This is a genomic window from Chloroflexus sp. MS-G (assembly GCF_000735195.1).
GTDB lineage: Bacteria > Chloroflexota > Chloroflexia > Chloroflexales > Chloroflexaceae > Chloroflexus.
Genome location: NZ_JPIM01000009.1, coordinates 32,041 through 49,468 on the forward strand (window position 1 = coordinate 32,041; position 17,428 = coordinate 49,468).

The following is a 17,428-nucleotide window of genomic DNA, read 5'->3' on the forward strand; positions in this document are numbered from 1 at the left end:
GGTTTTTCATCGCTCGTATCTCCTGTTTCAACTCTGAATGTCACCCGCCGGATGAAATATCAGCAGAATTGCGGCAGAAGGTTTTTGCGCAGAGTATTCCACCTCTGCTCACTTATCGCTATAACGTCCCTGTCAAAATAACCTCAACCGCATCCGGTGTCGGATTAGTTACCGGCTCTACCGTAACCATAACTTCGGTGAAAGCATTCACCTCGCGGGGTGCGGTAATGATCAATGTCGCGAGTCCGGTTGCATCAACCTGAAACGAACCGGCTGCAATTCGCTGGACTCCATCACTTAACCAGAAACGATACACGCGATCAGGTTCCAGCGCAGGCAAGCCACTGAATATCACGACCGCCTGTGTTTCGCCGGGGTACATATACATCTCACCTCGCGCAGCAAGATCACCACGGGTTGGACGCAGCTCGCGGGTTGCCACGCCAGGGGCACTCACGAACGAAACTAATAGCCGTTCCTGAGCGATCTGTTCGTTCAAACGCGCCAACTGCTGTTCGTAAGAAGCAAGTTGTGTTGTCAGTTGGGACTGGCGTTCCTCGCTGGCGGTCACAGAGGCCTGGAGCTGTTCTATTGCTACTAGCAATCGCTGATTCGTTTCGTTTATCGCTGTTACCTGCTGTTGTAAGGTAAATGTGAACCATCCCAATAACACAATGACTACCGTCAGGCTGAACAGTGACGCCAACATTGGCCGGCTGGTGCGACTGGGAGAAGATGCAGATTTTGACGACCGGCGAGCGGCCTGATCGGCTGCGATCCGCTCCATCAACAAGGCGCGCACATGGGCCGGAGGTGTTATCAGTGGTGCGGCATACGGCAGTAAGGCCACAACCTCACGTAGCTGATCCAGTTCAGCTCGTGCGGTAGGCGATCTGACCAGCACCTGCTCTAAGGCTGCCAGATCGGTCTGATCGAGGCTCCCGAGCGCGGCTGCCGCAAGGAGCGATTGTTCTTGCTCTGTGTCGGAGTCGTGCATGCAACTACTCTTCTAGTGATCGTTTGCATCAATGCCGTAGTGAAGCAACGCCTGCTTGAGTTTCTGTAATCCCAGTCGAATACGTGTTTTAATCGTTCCTAGCGGACTTTGCAAATGATCAGCGATTTCACGCTGGGATAACCCCCCAAAATAAGCCAACTCAATCACTTCACGCTGGTCTTGTGGCAGATCGGCTAATGCACTGGTGATCAGCCGGCGCCGTTCAGCCTCAAGGGTTGATTGCTCGACGTTTTGCTGCTGATCGGTCAGCACTGACAGGATTTCTTCATCATCCCCGATGGCTACGGGACGTACCTGTCGCCGACGTAGCTCATCGATACACAGATTACGGGTAATCCCGAACATCCAGGGTAAGAAGGAACTGTTGCGCTGATAGGTAGCTGCTCGCTTCCAAATGCGCCAAAAGGTCTCTTGTACTACCTCTTCAGCCGGTTCAGCCGCCGCTAACATCCTGAGAGCCAACCCATATACAGCGCGTGCGTGGCGGTCGTAGAGTTGTGCAAGTGCTGCACTATCACCGGCAGCCACCAACTCCATTAACGCTTCGTCGCTCAGTCGCTTCAGATTAACCGAATTATCCGGTTGGGCCACAGCCAACCCTCTCGTAATAATACGCACATCACGATCCGTTGGATGCCTATCAATGCTGTGATGTGCGAAGATTCCCAATGACTATTATACACATATCTTCCGTAACATGACGACATTCGACAATCTGTTCTAACCTGTCCTATCACCCCCAGGGATGACGTAATAAGATAATGTCATTTTTGTATTCCGGCGAATGTCTGATATTGTTCCCCCATTCACACTCAATCTGTGGTACATTTATATTGAAATACATTTCACTTGACAGCCGCAGTGAATATGTTATAGTTCAGATTGTGGTGAATATCACAAGGCGAGAATATCTCGTCTTACCTCTGGCAAGATGCGCCACAATCGCCGGATCGTCGTCGCCTCCGGCGCCAGACCGGCTCGGCGATCCTAGGAAGGAACAGCCGCATGGCCGGCTACCAGCTACCGTTCAATCAGTCAGAGACACTCATCTCTCAGGTTCATACCGTACCGACATCGAGTCATCGCATTGCCGGTGACCTTGCGCCACAAATAGCCGGTGGACTGGCCGGTATCTTTCACCGAGCCGACATCCTGGCCGATCTCGGTGCTATCGAACAGCGGTTACTCGAATGTACTCATTCGCGTGTTGCAGTGATCAGTGCTGCTGGCGCCCACACTGTTCGTTCTGGCGGGAAACGGCTACGAGCAGCACTCGCCATCCTGGCTGCACGACTGGGGCAGTATCAGTTGGAACGGGTTATTCATCCTGCTGCGGCTGCCGAACTGATCCATGCTGCTTCGCTTGTGCACGACGACCTGGTCGATCGAGCTAATCGTCGCCGTGGGCAGATTACCGTTCACGCCCGTTGGGATAACGACGTAGCCTTGATGGTGGGTGACTACTTTTTCGCGCTGGCTGCGGCTGAAATGGCACGCGGTCCTGATCCACGTATTATTACCTTCTACGCTGAAGCTGTGCAAACCATTTGCGAAGGTGAACTCAGTCCGGTTACGGTTGCTGAACCGTTTGACCGTGCATTGCGCCAGTATCTCTACAAAACCGGCGCCAAAACCGCAGCACTGTTTGAGGCTTCCTGCAAGGCAGGGATGGTAGCCGGAGGTGGTAATGACGAGCAGATCGCGGCTCTAGGACGCTACGGCTACGATTTGGGCATGGCTTTCCAGATCATCGATGATGTTCTCGACTTTATCGGCGACGAACGCACTCTTGGGAAGCCAGCGGGGAATGACTTACGCCAGGGAACCATTACATTGCCACTCATCTATGCCACTGCTGCCTCCTCCAGTCAACGGTTGCGTGATGTATTAAACTACTCACCACCGCCAGACGCATTAGTAGCAGATGTCATCCAGGAGGTGATTGAAGTCGGTGGTGTGGCTGCTGCCCAGGCTGAAGCGGCGCGTTATATTGAGCAGGCAATCGCCCATCTCAACATCTTTCCCCCAGGACCGGCCCGCCAGGCGTTGATCGAGATTGCACATTTTGTGCTTGAACGGTCAGTATAGCCCTCACCTTCCCCCTAACACCCTTCCTCTCTTCCACGGGGAGAGGAAGGGGGAGGAGGTGTGGTCGGGCGCCACCTTACCCGTCACGTACATCGCCTGACGGTGCTTTACTGAAAGGAAGGCACGGCGGCTATAGAAACAGAACGCTGGTCCATCCTAACGCAATGGTCGCATATGCACGGTACGAGCCTCATGAGAAAGCCGGGGTTTTGAACAAGCTCTCTTTTCCCACTTCCTACCACTCACTTCGCTTCTCGACCTCCTGTCGCATTCGCCGCAGCGCATACTGAATACCATCACGCAAATCAGCGCGTGTAATGATAGTGCTCAGATCAACACCAAGTGCGACTAACGTTTGGGCAACATCAGGCCGAATGCCGGTAATGATGAGTTGGGCGCCAAGCAGACGCAACGAAACTGCACATTGTAGTATCCCATGGGCAACCTGCGTGTCGATCACCGGCACACCGGTAACATCAAGCACGACAAGCCGGGCCTGACGTTGTTGCACCTTCTGCAAAAGTGACTCGATCAGCGTCGCCGCTCGTGAGCTGTCGAAAGCACCTACCATTGGCACCAGCAATACTCGCGATTCCACTTCAAGAAGTGGCGTCGACAACTCGGCCAATAGGGCGGCCTGCGCGGCAATAATCTCTTCGCGTACCGCAAGCTGGCGACGCAGCTCTTCTGCTTTCTTGAGTTCTGTTATGTCAATTCGTAATCCAACTGCGCCACCATCAGGAGTACGTCGTTCGACGATACGAATCCAGCGTCCATCGGCCAGATGCTGCTCGATGGGGGCAAGCTCAGCGTGTTTCTGCAATCGCTCGGCAACCCACTCATCCACACGCCCAATGGCTTCCGCGTATTGACCCCGCTCGGCGCCGATCCGAATCAGCTCGGCAAAAGGCCGACCAGGCGTAACCAGATCGGCGCTGACTGAGTACAATTCACGGTAGCGCCGATTACAAAAGACGATCCGGTCGTCAGCATCAAGAAGTAGAAACCCTTCTTCCAGACTATCGAGTGCGCTCATAATGACTTCAAGCTGCTGTTGGGCGACCCGCTGCGCTGTCAGCAGACCGGTAACCTCCATCGCTTGCGCTGTCAGCGCCGTCTTACTGCGGCGAATAACAACCTGCATATGCCGTGACTGATCACGTCGCAATGGTGCTGCTAATTGCAGCGGCGGATCATCGGGTGAGAGGAGATCAACCCATTGGCGAGCGGCTCTAATCGCTTGCTCATCCCAGGCCAGAATCTGTGCGCAGGCATCAATCAGATCGGTCAAATCAGTCGGTTGTTCAGAGCCATCGCATAGCTCTAACCACAAACGATTACACTGCACCAGGCCACCCTCCGGCGCATAGGCGGTTGGCAATGGCAGCACATCTAGCATAGTTCGTCTCTCGTAAACATGTTGTGTACCATCAAGAACGGAAACTCGCAGTGCATTATAACTCATCTTCTCTTCGCGATTTTCCAACCCCCCATGCCCCCGCAAGCGGGGGGTAGGCGGGTAGAGTAGAACTCACTACCTACTGCTCCGCACGCGCTGCCAATGGGTTAAGGATCCGCCTCTCCTCCGCTCACCTGGCTTTCCCACATACTTTCTTTTCCATCATCTCCACCAGGCAGGTAAACTTTTTGAAAATCCCTACCTCGCTCACTGTTCACTCCTCACGCTCCTCCAAAGTGTGGTATAACCATAGTGTACTGTGCAAAACATTTGCAAATACTCGACGAAAGGACAACTGTGATGACACTAACCGGCATTCATGCACTGGTCACCGGCGGTGGACGTGGTCTTGGACGGGCAAGCGCATTAGCGTTGGCCCGTGCCGGTGCGATGGTCTCAGTTCTGGCACGTAGTGCCGATGAAGTGGCCGAAACGGTGTGGCTGATCGAAGAAAACGGACAGCGAGCCTTGGGATTAACGGCTGACGTGCGTGCGAGTGACCAGCTTGATCGTGCGGTGAGTCAGGCCCGCGATCACTTTGGGCCAATTCGTGTCCTGGTTGCTGCGGCGGGGATTGGGTTACGTGCTCCTATTCAGGAAACGACCGAAGAACAATGGGATGCTGTAGTGGATACGCTGTTGAAGGGCGTGTTTCTCAGCGCAAAGGCAGTGATCCCGCAGATGATTGAAGGAGGTGGAGGCAATATCATCGTGATCGGAGCACCACTCGACCGCATTGCAGTTCCCGGTTTTGCCACATACTACGCTGCAAAAGCCGGTGTTGACGGTCTGGCCCGCGTTATGGCCAAAGACCTGCGTCGGTTTGGGATCAACGTCAACATCGTCCATCCAGGAGGCTTTGCCGATACCCTTATGGTTCGCACGACTGTACCAGAGGTACGTACTGGTCTGCTCAGCCCTGACGAGATCGGACCGGCGGTTGTTGAGCTGGCCGCCCTACCGCCACGAAGTCAGACTGGGCAGACAATAGACGCCCACGCCCGAAAATTGGCGCAAAATTAGCCTGTTCATACCCTTGACAAAATCTGTGCAAAGATCGAAAATATACACATCCGAAATCTTTGAGGAGGCGTATATCCAGATAGAAAACTATTAACGCCTCGCAAGGAATGTTAAGAACATCGTTGCCGCTAACCGGAAGATGTTAAGGAGTACTACCGTGAAAGCCTTCCCTCAGAAGCACGCAGCCGACAGTGAAATTGAACCGGAATTGTCCGCTGAGGCCACCGAACTCGATGCTGAGTGGGATGGCGAAGTCGAACTCACTCCCGAAGACCTCGAGCTTGAAAACCTTGAACAGCTCGATGATCTCGTGGAAGAGGGCGATATTGAGCCGGTCGAAGACTCGGTACAGCTTTATCTGCAAGAGATTGGGCAGGTACCGCTACTTACTGCCGAAGAAGAAGTTGAACTGGCCCGGCAGTACAGTCGTGGTAAAGAGGCGCGGCAACGTTTGAAAGCTGAACAGTTTGCTAACGACCGCGAGCGCATGCGGCTTGAAATGGAGATGGCCCGTGGTGAAGAGGCACGTCGTCGCCTGATCCAGGCCAATTTGCGGCTGGTGGTAAGCGTGGCTAAGAAGTATATCGGCAGCCCGATGGCCTTCATGGATCTCGTTCAAGAGGGCAATATCGGCCTGATGCGTGCGGTCGAGAAGTTTGATTACACGAAAGGTAATCGGTTTAGCACTTACGCTACATGGTGGATCCGCCAGGCGGTCACGAGGGCAATTGCCGAGCAAAGCCGACTGATTCGCCTTCCGGTGCATCTGAGTGAGTCGATTGTTCATCTGCGCCGTGCCATCTACCGTCTGGAACAGGAGCTAGAGCGTGAGCCAACCGCCGAAGAGTTGGCGCATGCCCTGAATATGAGCGTGCGCAAAGTAAAGCGTCTGCTGCGGGCCTCAACCCAGCCTATTTCACTGGAACAACCGCTTAACAGCGAGCAAGAAGGCCGGGTCAGCGAAACACTAGCCGATGAAACAGTGGCTTCGCCAATCGAGATCGCCGAGCAGAAAATGCTGCACGCCGAGTTAACGGCTGCGCTCAATGAATTGCCTGAACGTGAACGCAAGATTCTTCAGTTACGTTATGGCTTGCTCGATGGGCAACGGCGCACGCTCGAGGAGGTAGGGGCAGCGTTCGGTATTACCCGTGAGCGTACTCGCCAAATCGAGGCTGAGGCATTACGCCGCCTGCGTCATCCAAGCGTTGGACAGCGACTACACGCTTATCTAGATTAAAAGAACCTTCTGGATCAAGTGCTCTGTTTCTACACGGGGCGGCTTTTCAAGCCGTCCCGTAACGCTTTTCAACGGCGCAGGCACGGTTCGCGAACCGCACCTGTGTGCCGTACAAAGCCGTGTTACCCTCGCCCATAAAGTGCGGTCAGATAGCCTAAACGATAAGCCAGATCACTATTGATCTGGTCAGGACGCATTCGCCACGCCCAATTTCCTTCGGCTCGCCCCGGCAAATTGAGACGCGCCCACGAACCCAACCCCAATATATCTTGCATTGGAATAATCGCCGTATCAGCAACCGACATCAACGCCGCCCGGATAAAATCCCACGCGATATGTTCATCACGTGCTCCCAGGTAATCCCGCACGTGCTGTCGGGTGCGTTCATCGAGGATTGCCCACCAACCAACTGTCGTATCGTTATCGTGGGTTCCGGTATAGACGACCAAATCACGACTGTAGTTGTGCGGTAGATAGCTGCTTGTGGCATCGCCACCCCAGGCAAACTGAAGCACTGCCATACCGGGGAAGCCAAGCTGCTGACGTAATGCCTCGACATCGGGGGTAATCAGACCCAGGTCTTCGACAATAATCGGTAATGCGCCTAACTGTGATTGCACTGTTGCAAAGAGATCCGCACCAGGGCCAGGCGACCAGCGCCCCTCAAGTGCTGTTTCGGCTTGGGCCGGTACTTCCCAGCAGGCGGCAAAACCGCGAAAATGATCGATCCGTACAATATCAACCAGGCTAAAAAGGATGCGGAAACGCTCGACCCACCAGTCATACTGACGCTCGGCCAACCGATCCCAGCGGTAGAGCGGATTTCCCCAGCGCTGACCAGTAGGACTGAAGTAGTCTGGCGGCACCCCAGCAACAACGGTCGGATTTCCGCTATCATCGAGGTAAAATAGTTCGGGATTGGCCCACACATCAGCGCTATCAAAGGCGACAAAAATTGGTAAGTCGCCGATGATCTGAATACCTCGCTCGTTCGCATACTGGCGCAATTCCATCCACTGGCGGAAAAAGACCCACTGCAAGAACTGCTGGAAGCGAATCCGGTCGGCCAACATCTGCTGCACCTCGGCCAATGCCGCCGGATCACGTCGCGCCAACCCTTCATCCCACCGATTCCACGGCTCGCCGCGGTAGGCCTCCTTCAAAGCGGCAAAGAGGGCAAACGTATCTAACCATGACCGCTGTTCCGCGCAGAAGCGTGCAAAGTCGGCCCGCTGCCCGGCACCAGCGTGGGCAAGAAATCCGGCAAATGCCCATTCCAGGCGGATCTTCTTCCAGGGAATAATTGCTCCGTAATCGATCCAATCACCATCGCCACCCGGAGCACCATCGAGTGCTCCTTCATCAAGCCATCCATTGCGTACTAGTTGTTCGAGCGAAATCAAGAGCGGATTCCCGGCCAGCGCCGATAAACCGGCATACGGTGAATCGCCATAACTGGTTGGCCCCAGGGGCATAATCTGCCAGCGTCGCTGTTTTGCCATTACCAGCCAATCGACAAACCGGTATGCTGCATCCCCAATATCACCAATCCCACCCCGTCCTGGCAATGAGGATGGATGGAGCAAAACCCCACTGACCCGCCGATGATCCATGATGCACCTCAGCGCTACTCAATCATTCATTTTGTTGTAATCGCAATTATAACACAAGAAACTATCTACGAGATCGTCAACCCAGCGCCTGATCAAAAATCCGGAATTTCCGATCAGGCTCGTCTGTGTACAAAGTGGTCATTCCAAATGCGCAACCATTCGGATACTTCACAATGCGGGCCAGTGGCCCGCGCTCCCAGGCCCTGCACGATGCGGGCCAGTGGCCCGCGCACTCAGGCCCTGCACGATGCGGGTCAGAGGCCCGCGCACTCAGGCGCTGTACGATGCGGGCTCGTGGCCCGCGCATCCAGGCGCTGTACGATGCGGGTCAGTGGCCCGCGCACCCAGACACTGCACGATGCGGGCCAGGGGCCCGCGCACCCAGGCCCTGCACGATGCGGGCCAGAGGCCCGCGCTCCCAGGCCCTGCACGATGCGGGCCAGTGGCCCGCGCACTCAGGCCCTGCACGATGCGGGCCAGTGGCCCGCGCACTCAGGCCCTGCACGATGCGGGTCAGAGGCCCGCGCACCCAGACACTGCACAATGCGGGCCAGAGGCCCGCGCACCCAGGCGCTGCACGATGCGGGCCAGGGGCCCGCGCACCCAGGCCCTGCACGATGCGGGCCAGTGGCCCGCGCTCCCAGGCCCTGCACGATGCGGGTCAGAGGCCCGCGCACTCAGGCGCTGTACGATGCGGGCTCGTGGCCCGCGCATCCAGGCGCTGTACGATGCGGGTCAGTGGCCCGCGCACCCAGACACTGCACGATGCGGGCAAGGGGCCCGCGCTCCCAGGCCCTGCACGATGCGGGCCAGAGGCCCGCGCTCCCAGGCCCTGCACGATGCGGGCCAGTGGCCCGCGCACTCAGGCCCTGCACGATGCGGGCCAGTGGCCCGCGCACTCAGGCCCTGCACGATGCGGGTCAGAGGCCCGCGCACTCAGGCGCTGTACGATGCGGGCTCGTGGCCCGCGCACTCAGGCGCTGTGCAATGCGGGCCAGAGGCCCGCGCACCCAGACACTGCACGATGCGGGTCAGTGGCCCGCGCACCCAGGCACTGCACGATGCGGGCCAGAGGCCCGCGTACTCAGGTGACTGTGTGGCCGGAGACGACCATCGCTCGTGTTTCTTCGCTACCATTGTGATACAATTGATGCAGATACATTATCCACTAGTGGTTCTGTCATGAACACAACTCGACCACTGCTCGTTTTATTGCTTGCTGGCGCCAGCTTTCTCGCCGCTCAGAGCACCGGTCAACGTCTCTTCTTTCATCTCAGCTACATCCTCGCCGCTCTACCGCTGGTTGCGCTAGCGTGGACCTGGCTGAATCTGTACGGACTGAGTATCGAGCGCGAACACAAAAGCCTGCGCGCCAGCGTCGGGGAATACACACGCGAACGGTTGACTATTCGTAACCAATGGTGGTTACCCAAACTATGGATCGAAGTACAGGATGAGTCGGACTTGCCCAACCACGAACCCGGTTTTGTGGCGTATCTAGGTGCTCGCGAGACAACCCGCTGGACGACCCGCACACTCTGTACCCACCGTGGACGCTTTCGACTTGGGCCAACCCGCATTATCAGCAGTGATCCGTTTGGTCTCTTCCGCTTTTCCCGCCTGATCGCTGGCAGTGGCGAAATTATTGTCTACCCGCCAACCGACCTCGTGACCGGTTTTCGACTACCGGGCACCGAACTGGCCGGTGGATCGTCGAGTCTGGTACGAACATACACCACGACGCCCAATGTAGCGACCATCCGCGATTATCAACCCGGTGATAGCCTGAACCGCATCCACTGGCGCAGCACAGCGCGCCAGGGTCGGCTGATGGTCAAAGAATTTGATCTCGATCCGGCAGCGGACATCTATCTCATCCTTGATTGTAATGAGCGCACGGTCGTGCGTATGCCACCTGCTCGACCACCAACCGATGAACGACAGATCGCTCCATGGTGGCAACGTCAACCATCGCTGCGCCAGCGCCCCGCCCTCGACTCAACGGAAGAGCATGCCGTGTACGTGGCTGCTTCCCTTGCCCGCACGCTCCTTTCACAAAACCGGGTTGTTGGTTTACTGGCCTGGAGTGAACGGCTTGAAGTTATTCCTGCCGAGCGTGAAGAGCGGCAACTCTGGAAGATGCTTGAGCTGTTGGCCGTATTGCGTGCGTCTGGTCAACATTCATTGACCGAGTTGTTACTGGCCGAAGGCCAGCGTTTCAGCCGCGCTACAACCCTGGTCATTATCACATCAGATGTTGATCCGCGTTGGGTGACTGCGCTCCAGCAACACATCTATCGTGGTGCACGAGCGGTAATCGTCTTCATTGATCCGCTGAGTTATGGCGGCTGGAACGATCCAACTACACTTCTCCAACATTTAGTCGGGTTGGGTATCGATGTCTACCGTTTACAACGCGATCAAGTCCTTGACGAGGCGCTGCGCCATCCGCTGCAATCGCCAGCTTGAGAGAACACCCACCGTTGAACTCTCTGATAAGGGGAAGTAGCAAGAGAGATAACGTTTACCTAAACGAAAGACGGTACTAATCGTAATCAGGAGTATTGAGCTATTGCCTGCTGAAACTACGTAGTTGTACAATAGACTTGCTATACTATAGGTTGTAACGAAAAAGCACTTGTTGTTAAATGGAAGCACACGCTATGGCTCAACCACCTTTTGTCTTCAAGCGAGGCCCTGCTCAGCGTTCCTACTTCTTCACAGGTTTCATTGTTACCCTCATCCTCAGCCTCCTTTTCAGCGCAGTCATGTCGGTGTTTGCGGCAGGAACTCTCACCGTTCAGGTATATCTTGACAGTAATCGCAACGGCACCTTCGACAGTGGTGAAACTGGGATCGGCGGTATCTTGGTCTCGGTCTATTCTGCTGAAAGCGTGATCGTTGGTCTGAATACAACCGACAGCAGTGGGCAAGTGGTCTTTCCCTCATTACCCGACGGCAACTATCGCATTGAAATAAGTAACCTCGGCGCCCGTGTTGTCTCTGTACCAGGAAATGATAATCCTGGCCTCCTCTCATTTGTGACTATTTCGGGAGGCGCTGTCACCCAACGAATTGGCCTGCGTGAGCTTGACGGTGGTTCGGTAGATACCGGTGCTCCCGCTGGGACTCGTAGTATCTCGGTGCGAGTCTGGGATGACAGTGACGCCGATGGGATTCAGGATGCTGGCGAACCGTCATTCAGTGGTCTGCCGGTACGCCTGGTTGATAGCCTGGGCAATACTGTTGCCGGGCCGGTGAACACCGACGCTCTTGGGCGTGCAATCTTCAACACTGCCCCCACTGGCGCCGGCTACCGTGTGCGTATTCTGGCGACTAACATTCCAGCCGGCTACATTCTAACCCAAGCCTTTGTGAACGATGGCGATCCAAACCCAACCATTCGCGACTCGAATGCAGTATTGGTCGGCGGGAATGTCGAAGCAACGCTGCCCAATACCGGACGCGGGGTCAACATTGACAGTGTTGATATCGGTTTCACCCGCGGGGCAGTAAGTGGCTTCATCTGGCGCGACAACAACCGCAACGGCCTCTGGGAAAGTGGTGAACCAAGATTGAATGGGATCACAGTTCAGTTAGTAGATACGAATACCTCTACAGTAATCAGTACCACTACCACGCGCCAGCGGATCGGATCGACCCAGCCTGAAGAGGGTGGTATTTTTGTCTTCCCCAGTTTGCCGCTGACGACAACCTACCAGGTTGTGATACCCAATAGCCAGTTTGCCAGCGGTGCCCCGCTCTTCGGCGCGGCGAATTCAACGAATGCTTCAGGTGGTGATGTGGGTTCACCAGATGGAATACCCGGTTCAAGTAATGTAACCGGGCCGGTTCTCACTGTAAATGCCACGACGAATGTCTATTCCAACCAACGTTTTGGCTTCTATAAGGGCGTCGTGGGCGACTTCGTCTGGCTTGACGATGATAGTGATGGAAATCAAGACCCTGGTGAACTTGGGGTGAACGGTGTCATTGTCTTTGTTGATAGCAACAGTAATGGCATCCGAGACAGCGGCGAACTCTTTACCGTTACTATCAATAACCCAAACAATGGTCAACCTGGCTACTACCTGTTCGATGATTTACCCCTAGGCAGTAGCTATCGTATTGCCCTTGATCCGGACAACTTCAAACCCGGTGGTGCATTGGTCGGTTTGGGCAATTCGACCGGAACTGCGGCTACGAACGTCAACGGTGACCGCTATGTCTATCGTAACTCGAGCTCACTAAGTGCAGGTTCACCAGAAGATACTGGGGTTGATTTTGGTATGACACGAGCCAGTATCGGTAATCTAGTTTTTGAAGACGCAAATGGCAACGGTGTTTACGATACTGGTGAGCCAACTATTTCAGGTGTTACCGTCAGAGCGTACCGGGCAAGTAATGACACTCTGCTTGGCACAACAACCAGCGGTGCAGGCGGAATATACACTCTCCCTGGAATACCTGCTGAAGAAATCTACGTGACGTTCGATCTCGCAACTGCCGGTGCGGGTTATATTGGATTTGTCGGTAGTCTGCGTCCAACCGGTACTACCGTTGATCCAACTGAAGCAACGTACACCAACTACAGTGATTTGACAGCCAACGTCGGTGGTGATGTCTGGCGTACCGATACTTTTACACCAGTTCTGAATACACCTAACAACGGTATTGATGCTGGATTCTACCGACCGGTGCGTATCGTTGTGCGGGTCTTCGGCGAGACGGTGACGATCAACAATACACGAGATGGTGGCGAACCCGGAATTAGTGGCGTCACCGTTCAGGTCACAGGCACTGAATCCCAGACTCTAACGACGAATGTTGGTGGAGAAGCCATCTTTAATCTGCGCCCCGGTTCATACACAGTGACGGTGACGACACCTGCAGGGTATCAGCGTTCGCCTGGCAATAGTGGTAGTCTGAGCTTCACTAATCTGGCCAGCCAGGCGGTACAAAATGCCGAATTTGGCTACTACCGACCAGGAAGCATTAGCGGTATCGCCTTCTTCGATGCGAATGGTGATGGTCTGGCCAACAGTGGTGAACCACGAATGCGTAACGTGACGGTTGAGTTGATCGACTCTTCAAACACTGTCGTTGACACCAGAACCACAAATACCAGTGGTGCCTATACCTTCACCGGTATTCTACCTAGTAACTATACAGTACGGTTTACGAATCCCGATACGACGAATTATGAATTTATCACCGGCGGTGATAGCGATGTTACGACCGCAGGGAATGTAGCTACCAGTAGCACAGGCACCTTAACGGTACCTTACAACGGTTCACTTACCAACATTGATGCCGGCTTCCGCGGTCGGACAACGGTCAGTGGTCGAATTTTTGAGGATAACAATGCCGACAATCTGCAAGATGCAGGTGATACTAACTTGAGCGGTGCAACCGTTACTCTAACGGTCACTGCTAATCTGACGAACCTGGTAGCGACCTACCAGGCCACTATAAGTACGCCAGCACCTAATTATGCCTTCAACAACCTGCCCGGTGGCAACGGTGTAACCTATACTGTCAGCTTTGCACCACCTTCTACAGCTTATATCGCCAGTGATGCAAATGTGGGCAGCGATGATACTATCGATAGTGATGGCCCGATCGTCACAATCACTAATCCGACTGCTGGTGGAACGATTACTAATGTTGATCAGGGTTACTTCCGGAACGTCACCATTACAGCCCGTGTTTTCCGAGAACTCTCAGCCGGGCGTAACAATCAGTGGGATAGCGGTGAAAATGGGATTGTCGGTGTCCGTGTGTTCCTGGAACAAGGTGGAACACCCGTGCTTACTGGAACAACGACGACTGGTGGCCTGGTCACTTTCACTGCTCGTCCCGGCTCCTACTTCCTCAATGTTGACGAAAGCTCAACCCCGCTCAGTGGTTTGTTGCCTTCTTCGGGGTCAACCGCCGCAATTCCGGTAGTCGGCTCACCTCTCACCAGTGGGGGCAGTTCACTGACCCAAACTAGCCCGCCCGGAACAACCAATGTGTTTGGCTTCTACACTTTTGGAACGGTTAGCGGACGGGTATTCTTCGATGGCAAGAATGCACCGGCTGATAATTCAGCCAGTGGTGAGCCGGGGATCATTGGGGTCACAGTACGCCTGCTGAACACATCAGATGTGCAAGTCGGTATAGCCACAACCGATACCAACGGTAATTTCACCATTAACAACGTTGAAGGTGGAAGTTACCGGCTGGAGTTTGTCAACCCCAATGCAGCTAATTTCAGCTTTGTGGCCGCTAATACGGGTGATAACAACGTTGCCAGCATTGTGAGCAATAATGGTCGAACTGATCTATTTACCGTTACCGACGGCCAAACAACGAGCCGGTCGGCCGCGCTGATTGGGAATAGCACAGTCAACGGGATCACCTTCGTTGACCAGGCCTATGACGGCCAGCGCACCGGCGATCCGGCGCTCGCCAACGTAACCGTCACGCTGACGGCGACGGTCGCGCTGCCTAATCTGAATACCACCATCACGCGCAGCGCCACCACTAACAGTACCGGCAATTACAGCTTTGGCGGGCTACCCGGTGGAACGGGGGCGGTCACCTTCACGCTGAGCTTCACCCCACCTGCGGCAACGCCACCCTACCAGGTAACGCAGGCCGATGTGGGAGATGATGCGACCGACAGTGATAGCCCTGCCGCCCTGACCGATCAGGCGCTCGGCGTGGGAACAACCGAAAGCCGTGACCAGGGCTACTACCAGAACGTGACGGTACAGGCACGGGTGTTCCACGAGACGGTGACGATTAACAATACCTTTGAGACCGGTGAAGCTGGTCTGCGGGCGGTCACCGTGAACGTGAGTGGGCCGGTGTCAGGTTCGCAGGCAACCGACCTCTCAGGTCTAGTGACCTTCAGTGGCCCGCCCGGCATCTACACGTTCAGCGTTCCTACCGACCCATCTGGGTATACCCGTTCGCCGGGGAACAGCGGCACGGCAGCCACGGCGTTGGTGCTCAGTGGTGCAACTGCACCAGCAGTCCCGTTTGGCTACTACCGCCGGGCACAGATCAACGGTACCGTCTGGTTCGACACCAACAGCAACGGCATTTTTGATAGCGGTGAGCCGGGGATGGAGAATGTTTCGGTGCGCCTCGTTGGGAATAATAGCGGCCCCGGCACTCCGGTGACGACCAACAGTAGTGGAGCATTCACTATCACCGGTATTGAGCCGACCGGTTTGACCAATACCAGCTATCAGCTCTGCTTTACTGCACCAACAGGATTTGTCTTCACTACTAAAGGTAGTACGCTGACGACCGATAACAATAGTGATGCCAACCCTAGCGGTTGCACCGATAGCTTTACCATCGCTTCAGATGCGAACATCACTTACATTGATGCCGGTCTGCGTGGCGCCCTATCAATTGGTGATCTCGTTTGGGAAGACACCAATGGCAACGGCATTCAAGATACCGGCGAACAGGCGCTGGAGAATGTGACGATTGTCATCCAGGTTCAAACCAACAGCGGTGTCATCAACAGTACTAATCCATCGTTCACCTTTACGACCACCTCAACCAGTGCCAGTGGCCTATCTCCAAACTATTCAATCGGCAACATTCCACCTGGTAGTACGGTTACTATTCAGTCGGTAAGCCGCTTCGGATATCTCTTAACCACGGCCAATCAAGGTGGGAACCCGGCAACTGATAGTAACGCCGTTGGTTCGTCATTGACGCTTACGGCCAATGATGCAACCATTGACTTCGGTTTGTACCGGACAACGGCGATTGGGAATCTGGTCTGGTATGACGTGAACGGGAATGGAGTGCGTGATACCGGTGAGCCTGGTATTCCGAATTTGACCATCGCTCTGCGCGATGCGGCCGGAAATACGATCACGTCAACGCAGACGCTAGGCGATGGCAGCTATGCCTTTAGTAACCTGGCACCGGGTAGTTACTCGTTGCGTCTGACCATACCTGCCGGTTACGCCACCACTAATAACGGGAGCGGTTCGATCAGTGTTGACGACGACAATGACTTCCGCACCGATGGCACAACTGTCAACTTTACCGTTGCCAGTGGTCAGGCCCTCGGTAGTGTTGATGCCGGACTACGCGGGACTGGGAGCGTGAGCGGTATCGCATGGTTTGACACTAATGAAAATAACGTTCGCGATCCTGGAGAAACGGATCGCGTGAGCGGGGTTCGCGTGACGGTGACCTTCACACCAACCTTGTTACCAGCTTTCCCGCAGACAATTCAGGTCGCGACTGATACGAATGGCGCTTACAATGTAACCAATCTGCCACCCGGTGAGGTTACTGTGACCTTTACCAACCTGGCTGGTTACCTACCGGCGCAGCCAAATGTCGGCGGTGATGATACCATCGACAGTGATGGCCCGGTAGTATCCTTCACGTTGGGAGCTGGACAGAATGCGGTTGTGGACATGGGTTATTACCGACGGGTTCTGGTCTATCTCCCATTAACGATGGTACAGGTACCGCCAGATTTGATCGTGAGCATCCAGGCCACACCGGCCAATCCGAATCTCAACACGCCGGTTACGTATCAGATCACGGTTACCAACGTTGGTCGCGAACCGGCCAGCAACTTCTGGGTAGACCTCTATGTCAATCCGCGACGCCCACCAGAGGTCAACGAGCGCTGGAATGATCTGTCACGGCAAGGATTGGCCTGGTTCTTCGATGGCACGCTCCAGCCTGGCGAAAGTGTGACGTTGAACAGTCGGCCACGGAGTTCGACCAACCCATTCGGCTACGATCCAGCCACCAGTTCGCCAACCTGGAACGGGCGGCTGCCTCCGGGACGCAATACTATCTATGTATACGTAGATAGCTGGAACCGTGACGAGTCTGGTAACGTGCGTTCGCCATTTGGCGCTGTAGAAGAAGTCAACGAGACCAATAATCGGGCCGAAATAACCATCGTTGTTTCAGAGTAGCGCTGCAATAGTGGAAAAACCTGCAATGTA

At 55.0% G+C, this 17,428-nt stretch carries 9 protein-coding genes; 5 read left to right on the plus strand and 4 right to left on the minus strand.

The genetic code is table 11. The annotated features are described in order from the left end of the window. Positions 1-118: 118 nt before the first annotated feature. Together JE47_RS0102940 and JE47_RS0102945 are read right to left on the minus strand one after the other, a co-directional pair. A complete protein-coding gene (locus tag JE47_RS0102940) occupies positions 119-997 on the minus strand; it encodes an anti-sigma factor (RefSeq protein ID WP_031458317.1) in 879 nt (292 codons plus the stop codon). A gap of 12 nt (positions 998-1,009) precedes the next feature. Beyond that, entirely contained in the window at positions 1,010-1,636 is a 627-nt protein-coding gene (locus JE47_RS0102945) for an RNA polymerase sigma factor (RefSeq protein ID WP_236631115.1), read from the minus strand. 387 nt (positions 1,637-2,023) lie between these two features. Between JE47_RS0102945 and JE47_RS0102950 the strand changes: the two genes are divergently transcribed. After that, positions 2,024-3,106: a polyprenyl synthetase family protein gene (locus JE47_RS0102950; RefSeq protein WP_031458319.1), complete on the plus strand. Its 1,083-nt coding sequence runs from the start codon at positions 2,024-2,026 to the stop codon at positions 3,104-3,106. Positions 3,107-3,341: 235 nt separating this feature from the next. Here JE47_RS0102950 and JE47_RS0102955 read toward each other — a convergent pair whose 3' ends face one another. After that, a complete protein-coding gene (locus JE47_RS0102955) occupies positions 3,342-4,505 on the minus strand; it encodes a PAS-domain containing protein (protein WP_031458320.1) in 1,164 nt (387 codons plus the stop codon). A gap of 360 nt (positions 4,506-4,865) precedes the next feature. Here JE47_RS0102955 and JE47_RS0102965 point away from each other — a divergent pair, with 360 nt between their 5' ends. Together JE47_RS0102965 and JE47_RS0102970 are read left to right on the plus strand one after the other, a co-directional pair. Continuing rightward, on the plus strand, positions 4,866-5,588 hold the full coding sequence (locus JE47_RS0102965) for an SDR family NAD(P)-dependent oxidoreductase (protein ID WP_031458321.1): 723 nt from the start codon (positions 4,866-4,868) through the stop codon (positions 5,586-5,588). Between the two features lie 157 nt (positions 5,589-5,745). Continuing rightward, on the plus strand, positions 5,746-6,828 hold the full coding sequence (locus JE47_RS0102970; protein ID WP_031458322.1) for a sigma-70 family RNA polymerase sigma factor: 1,083 nt from the start codon (positions 5,746-5,748) through the stop codon (positions 6,826-6,828). A 122-nt stretch (positions 6,829-6,950) separates the two neighbouring features. Here the strand turns inward: JE47_RS0102970 and malQ are convergent, their stop codons facing one another. Further along, positions 6,951-8,441, minus strand: a complete 1,491-nt coding sequence (malQ, locus tag JE47_RS0102975) for a 4-alpha-glucanotransferase (protein WP_031458323.1) — start codon at positions 8,439-8,441, stop codon at positions 6,951-6,953. A 1,182-nt stretch (positions 8,442-9,623) separates the two neighbouring features. Between malQ and JE47_RS0102980 the strand changes: the two genes are divergently transcribed. Beyond that, positions 9,624-10,910, plus strand: coding sequence for a DUF58 domain-containing protein (locus tag JE47_RS0102980; RefSeq protein ID WP_031458324.1), 1,287 nt, complete (start codon positions 9,624-9,626; stop codon positions 10,908-10,910). Positions 10,911-11,104: 194 nt separating this feature from the next. Further along, positions 11,105-17,398, plus strand: coding sequence for an SdrD B-like domain-containing protein (locus JE47_RS0102985; RefSeq protein ID WP_031458325.1), 6,294 nt, complete (start codon positions 11,105-11,107; stop codon positions 17,396-17,398). Positions 17,399-17,428 lie beyond the last annotated feature (30 nt).

What these genes read in the sequence shown, in the direction of transcription:
- malQ (WP_031458323.1), bottom strand. Translation starts at nt 8,441, where the DNA reads ATGGATCATCGGCGGGTCAGTGGGGTTTTGCTCCATCCATCCTCATTG.
- JE47_RS0102955 (WP_031458320.1), bottom strand. Translation starts at nt 4,505, where the DNA reads ATGCTAGATGTGCTGCCATTGCCAACCGCCTATGCGCCGGAGGGTGGC.
- JE47_RS0102950 (WP_031458319.1), top strand. Translation starts at nt 2,024, where the DNA reads ATGGCCGGCTACCAGCTACCGTTCAATCAGTCAGAGACACTCATCTCT.
- JE47_RS0102940 (WP_031458317.1), bottom strand. Translation starts at nt 997, where the DNA reads ATGCACGACTCCGACACAGAGCAAGAACAATCGCTCCTTGCGGCAGCC.
- JE47_RS0102965 (WP_031458321.1), top strand. Translation starts at nt 4,866, where the DNA reads ATGACACTAACCGGCATTCATGCACTGGTCACCGGCGGTGGACGTGGT.
- JE47_RS0102980 (WP_031458324.1), top strand. Translation starts at nt 9,624, where the DNA reads ATGAACACAACTCGACCACTGCTCGTTTTATTGCTTGCTGGCGCCAGC.
- JE47_RS0102985 (WP_031458325.1), top strand. Translation starts at nt 11,105, where the DNA reads ATGGCTCAACCACCTTTTGTCTTCAAGCGAGGCCCTGCTCAGCGTTCC.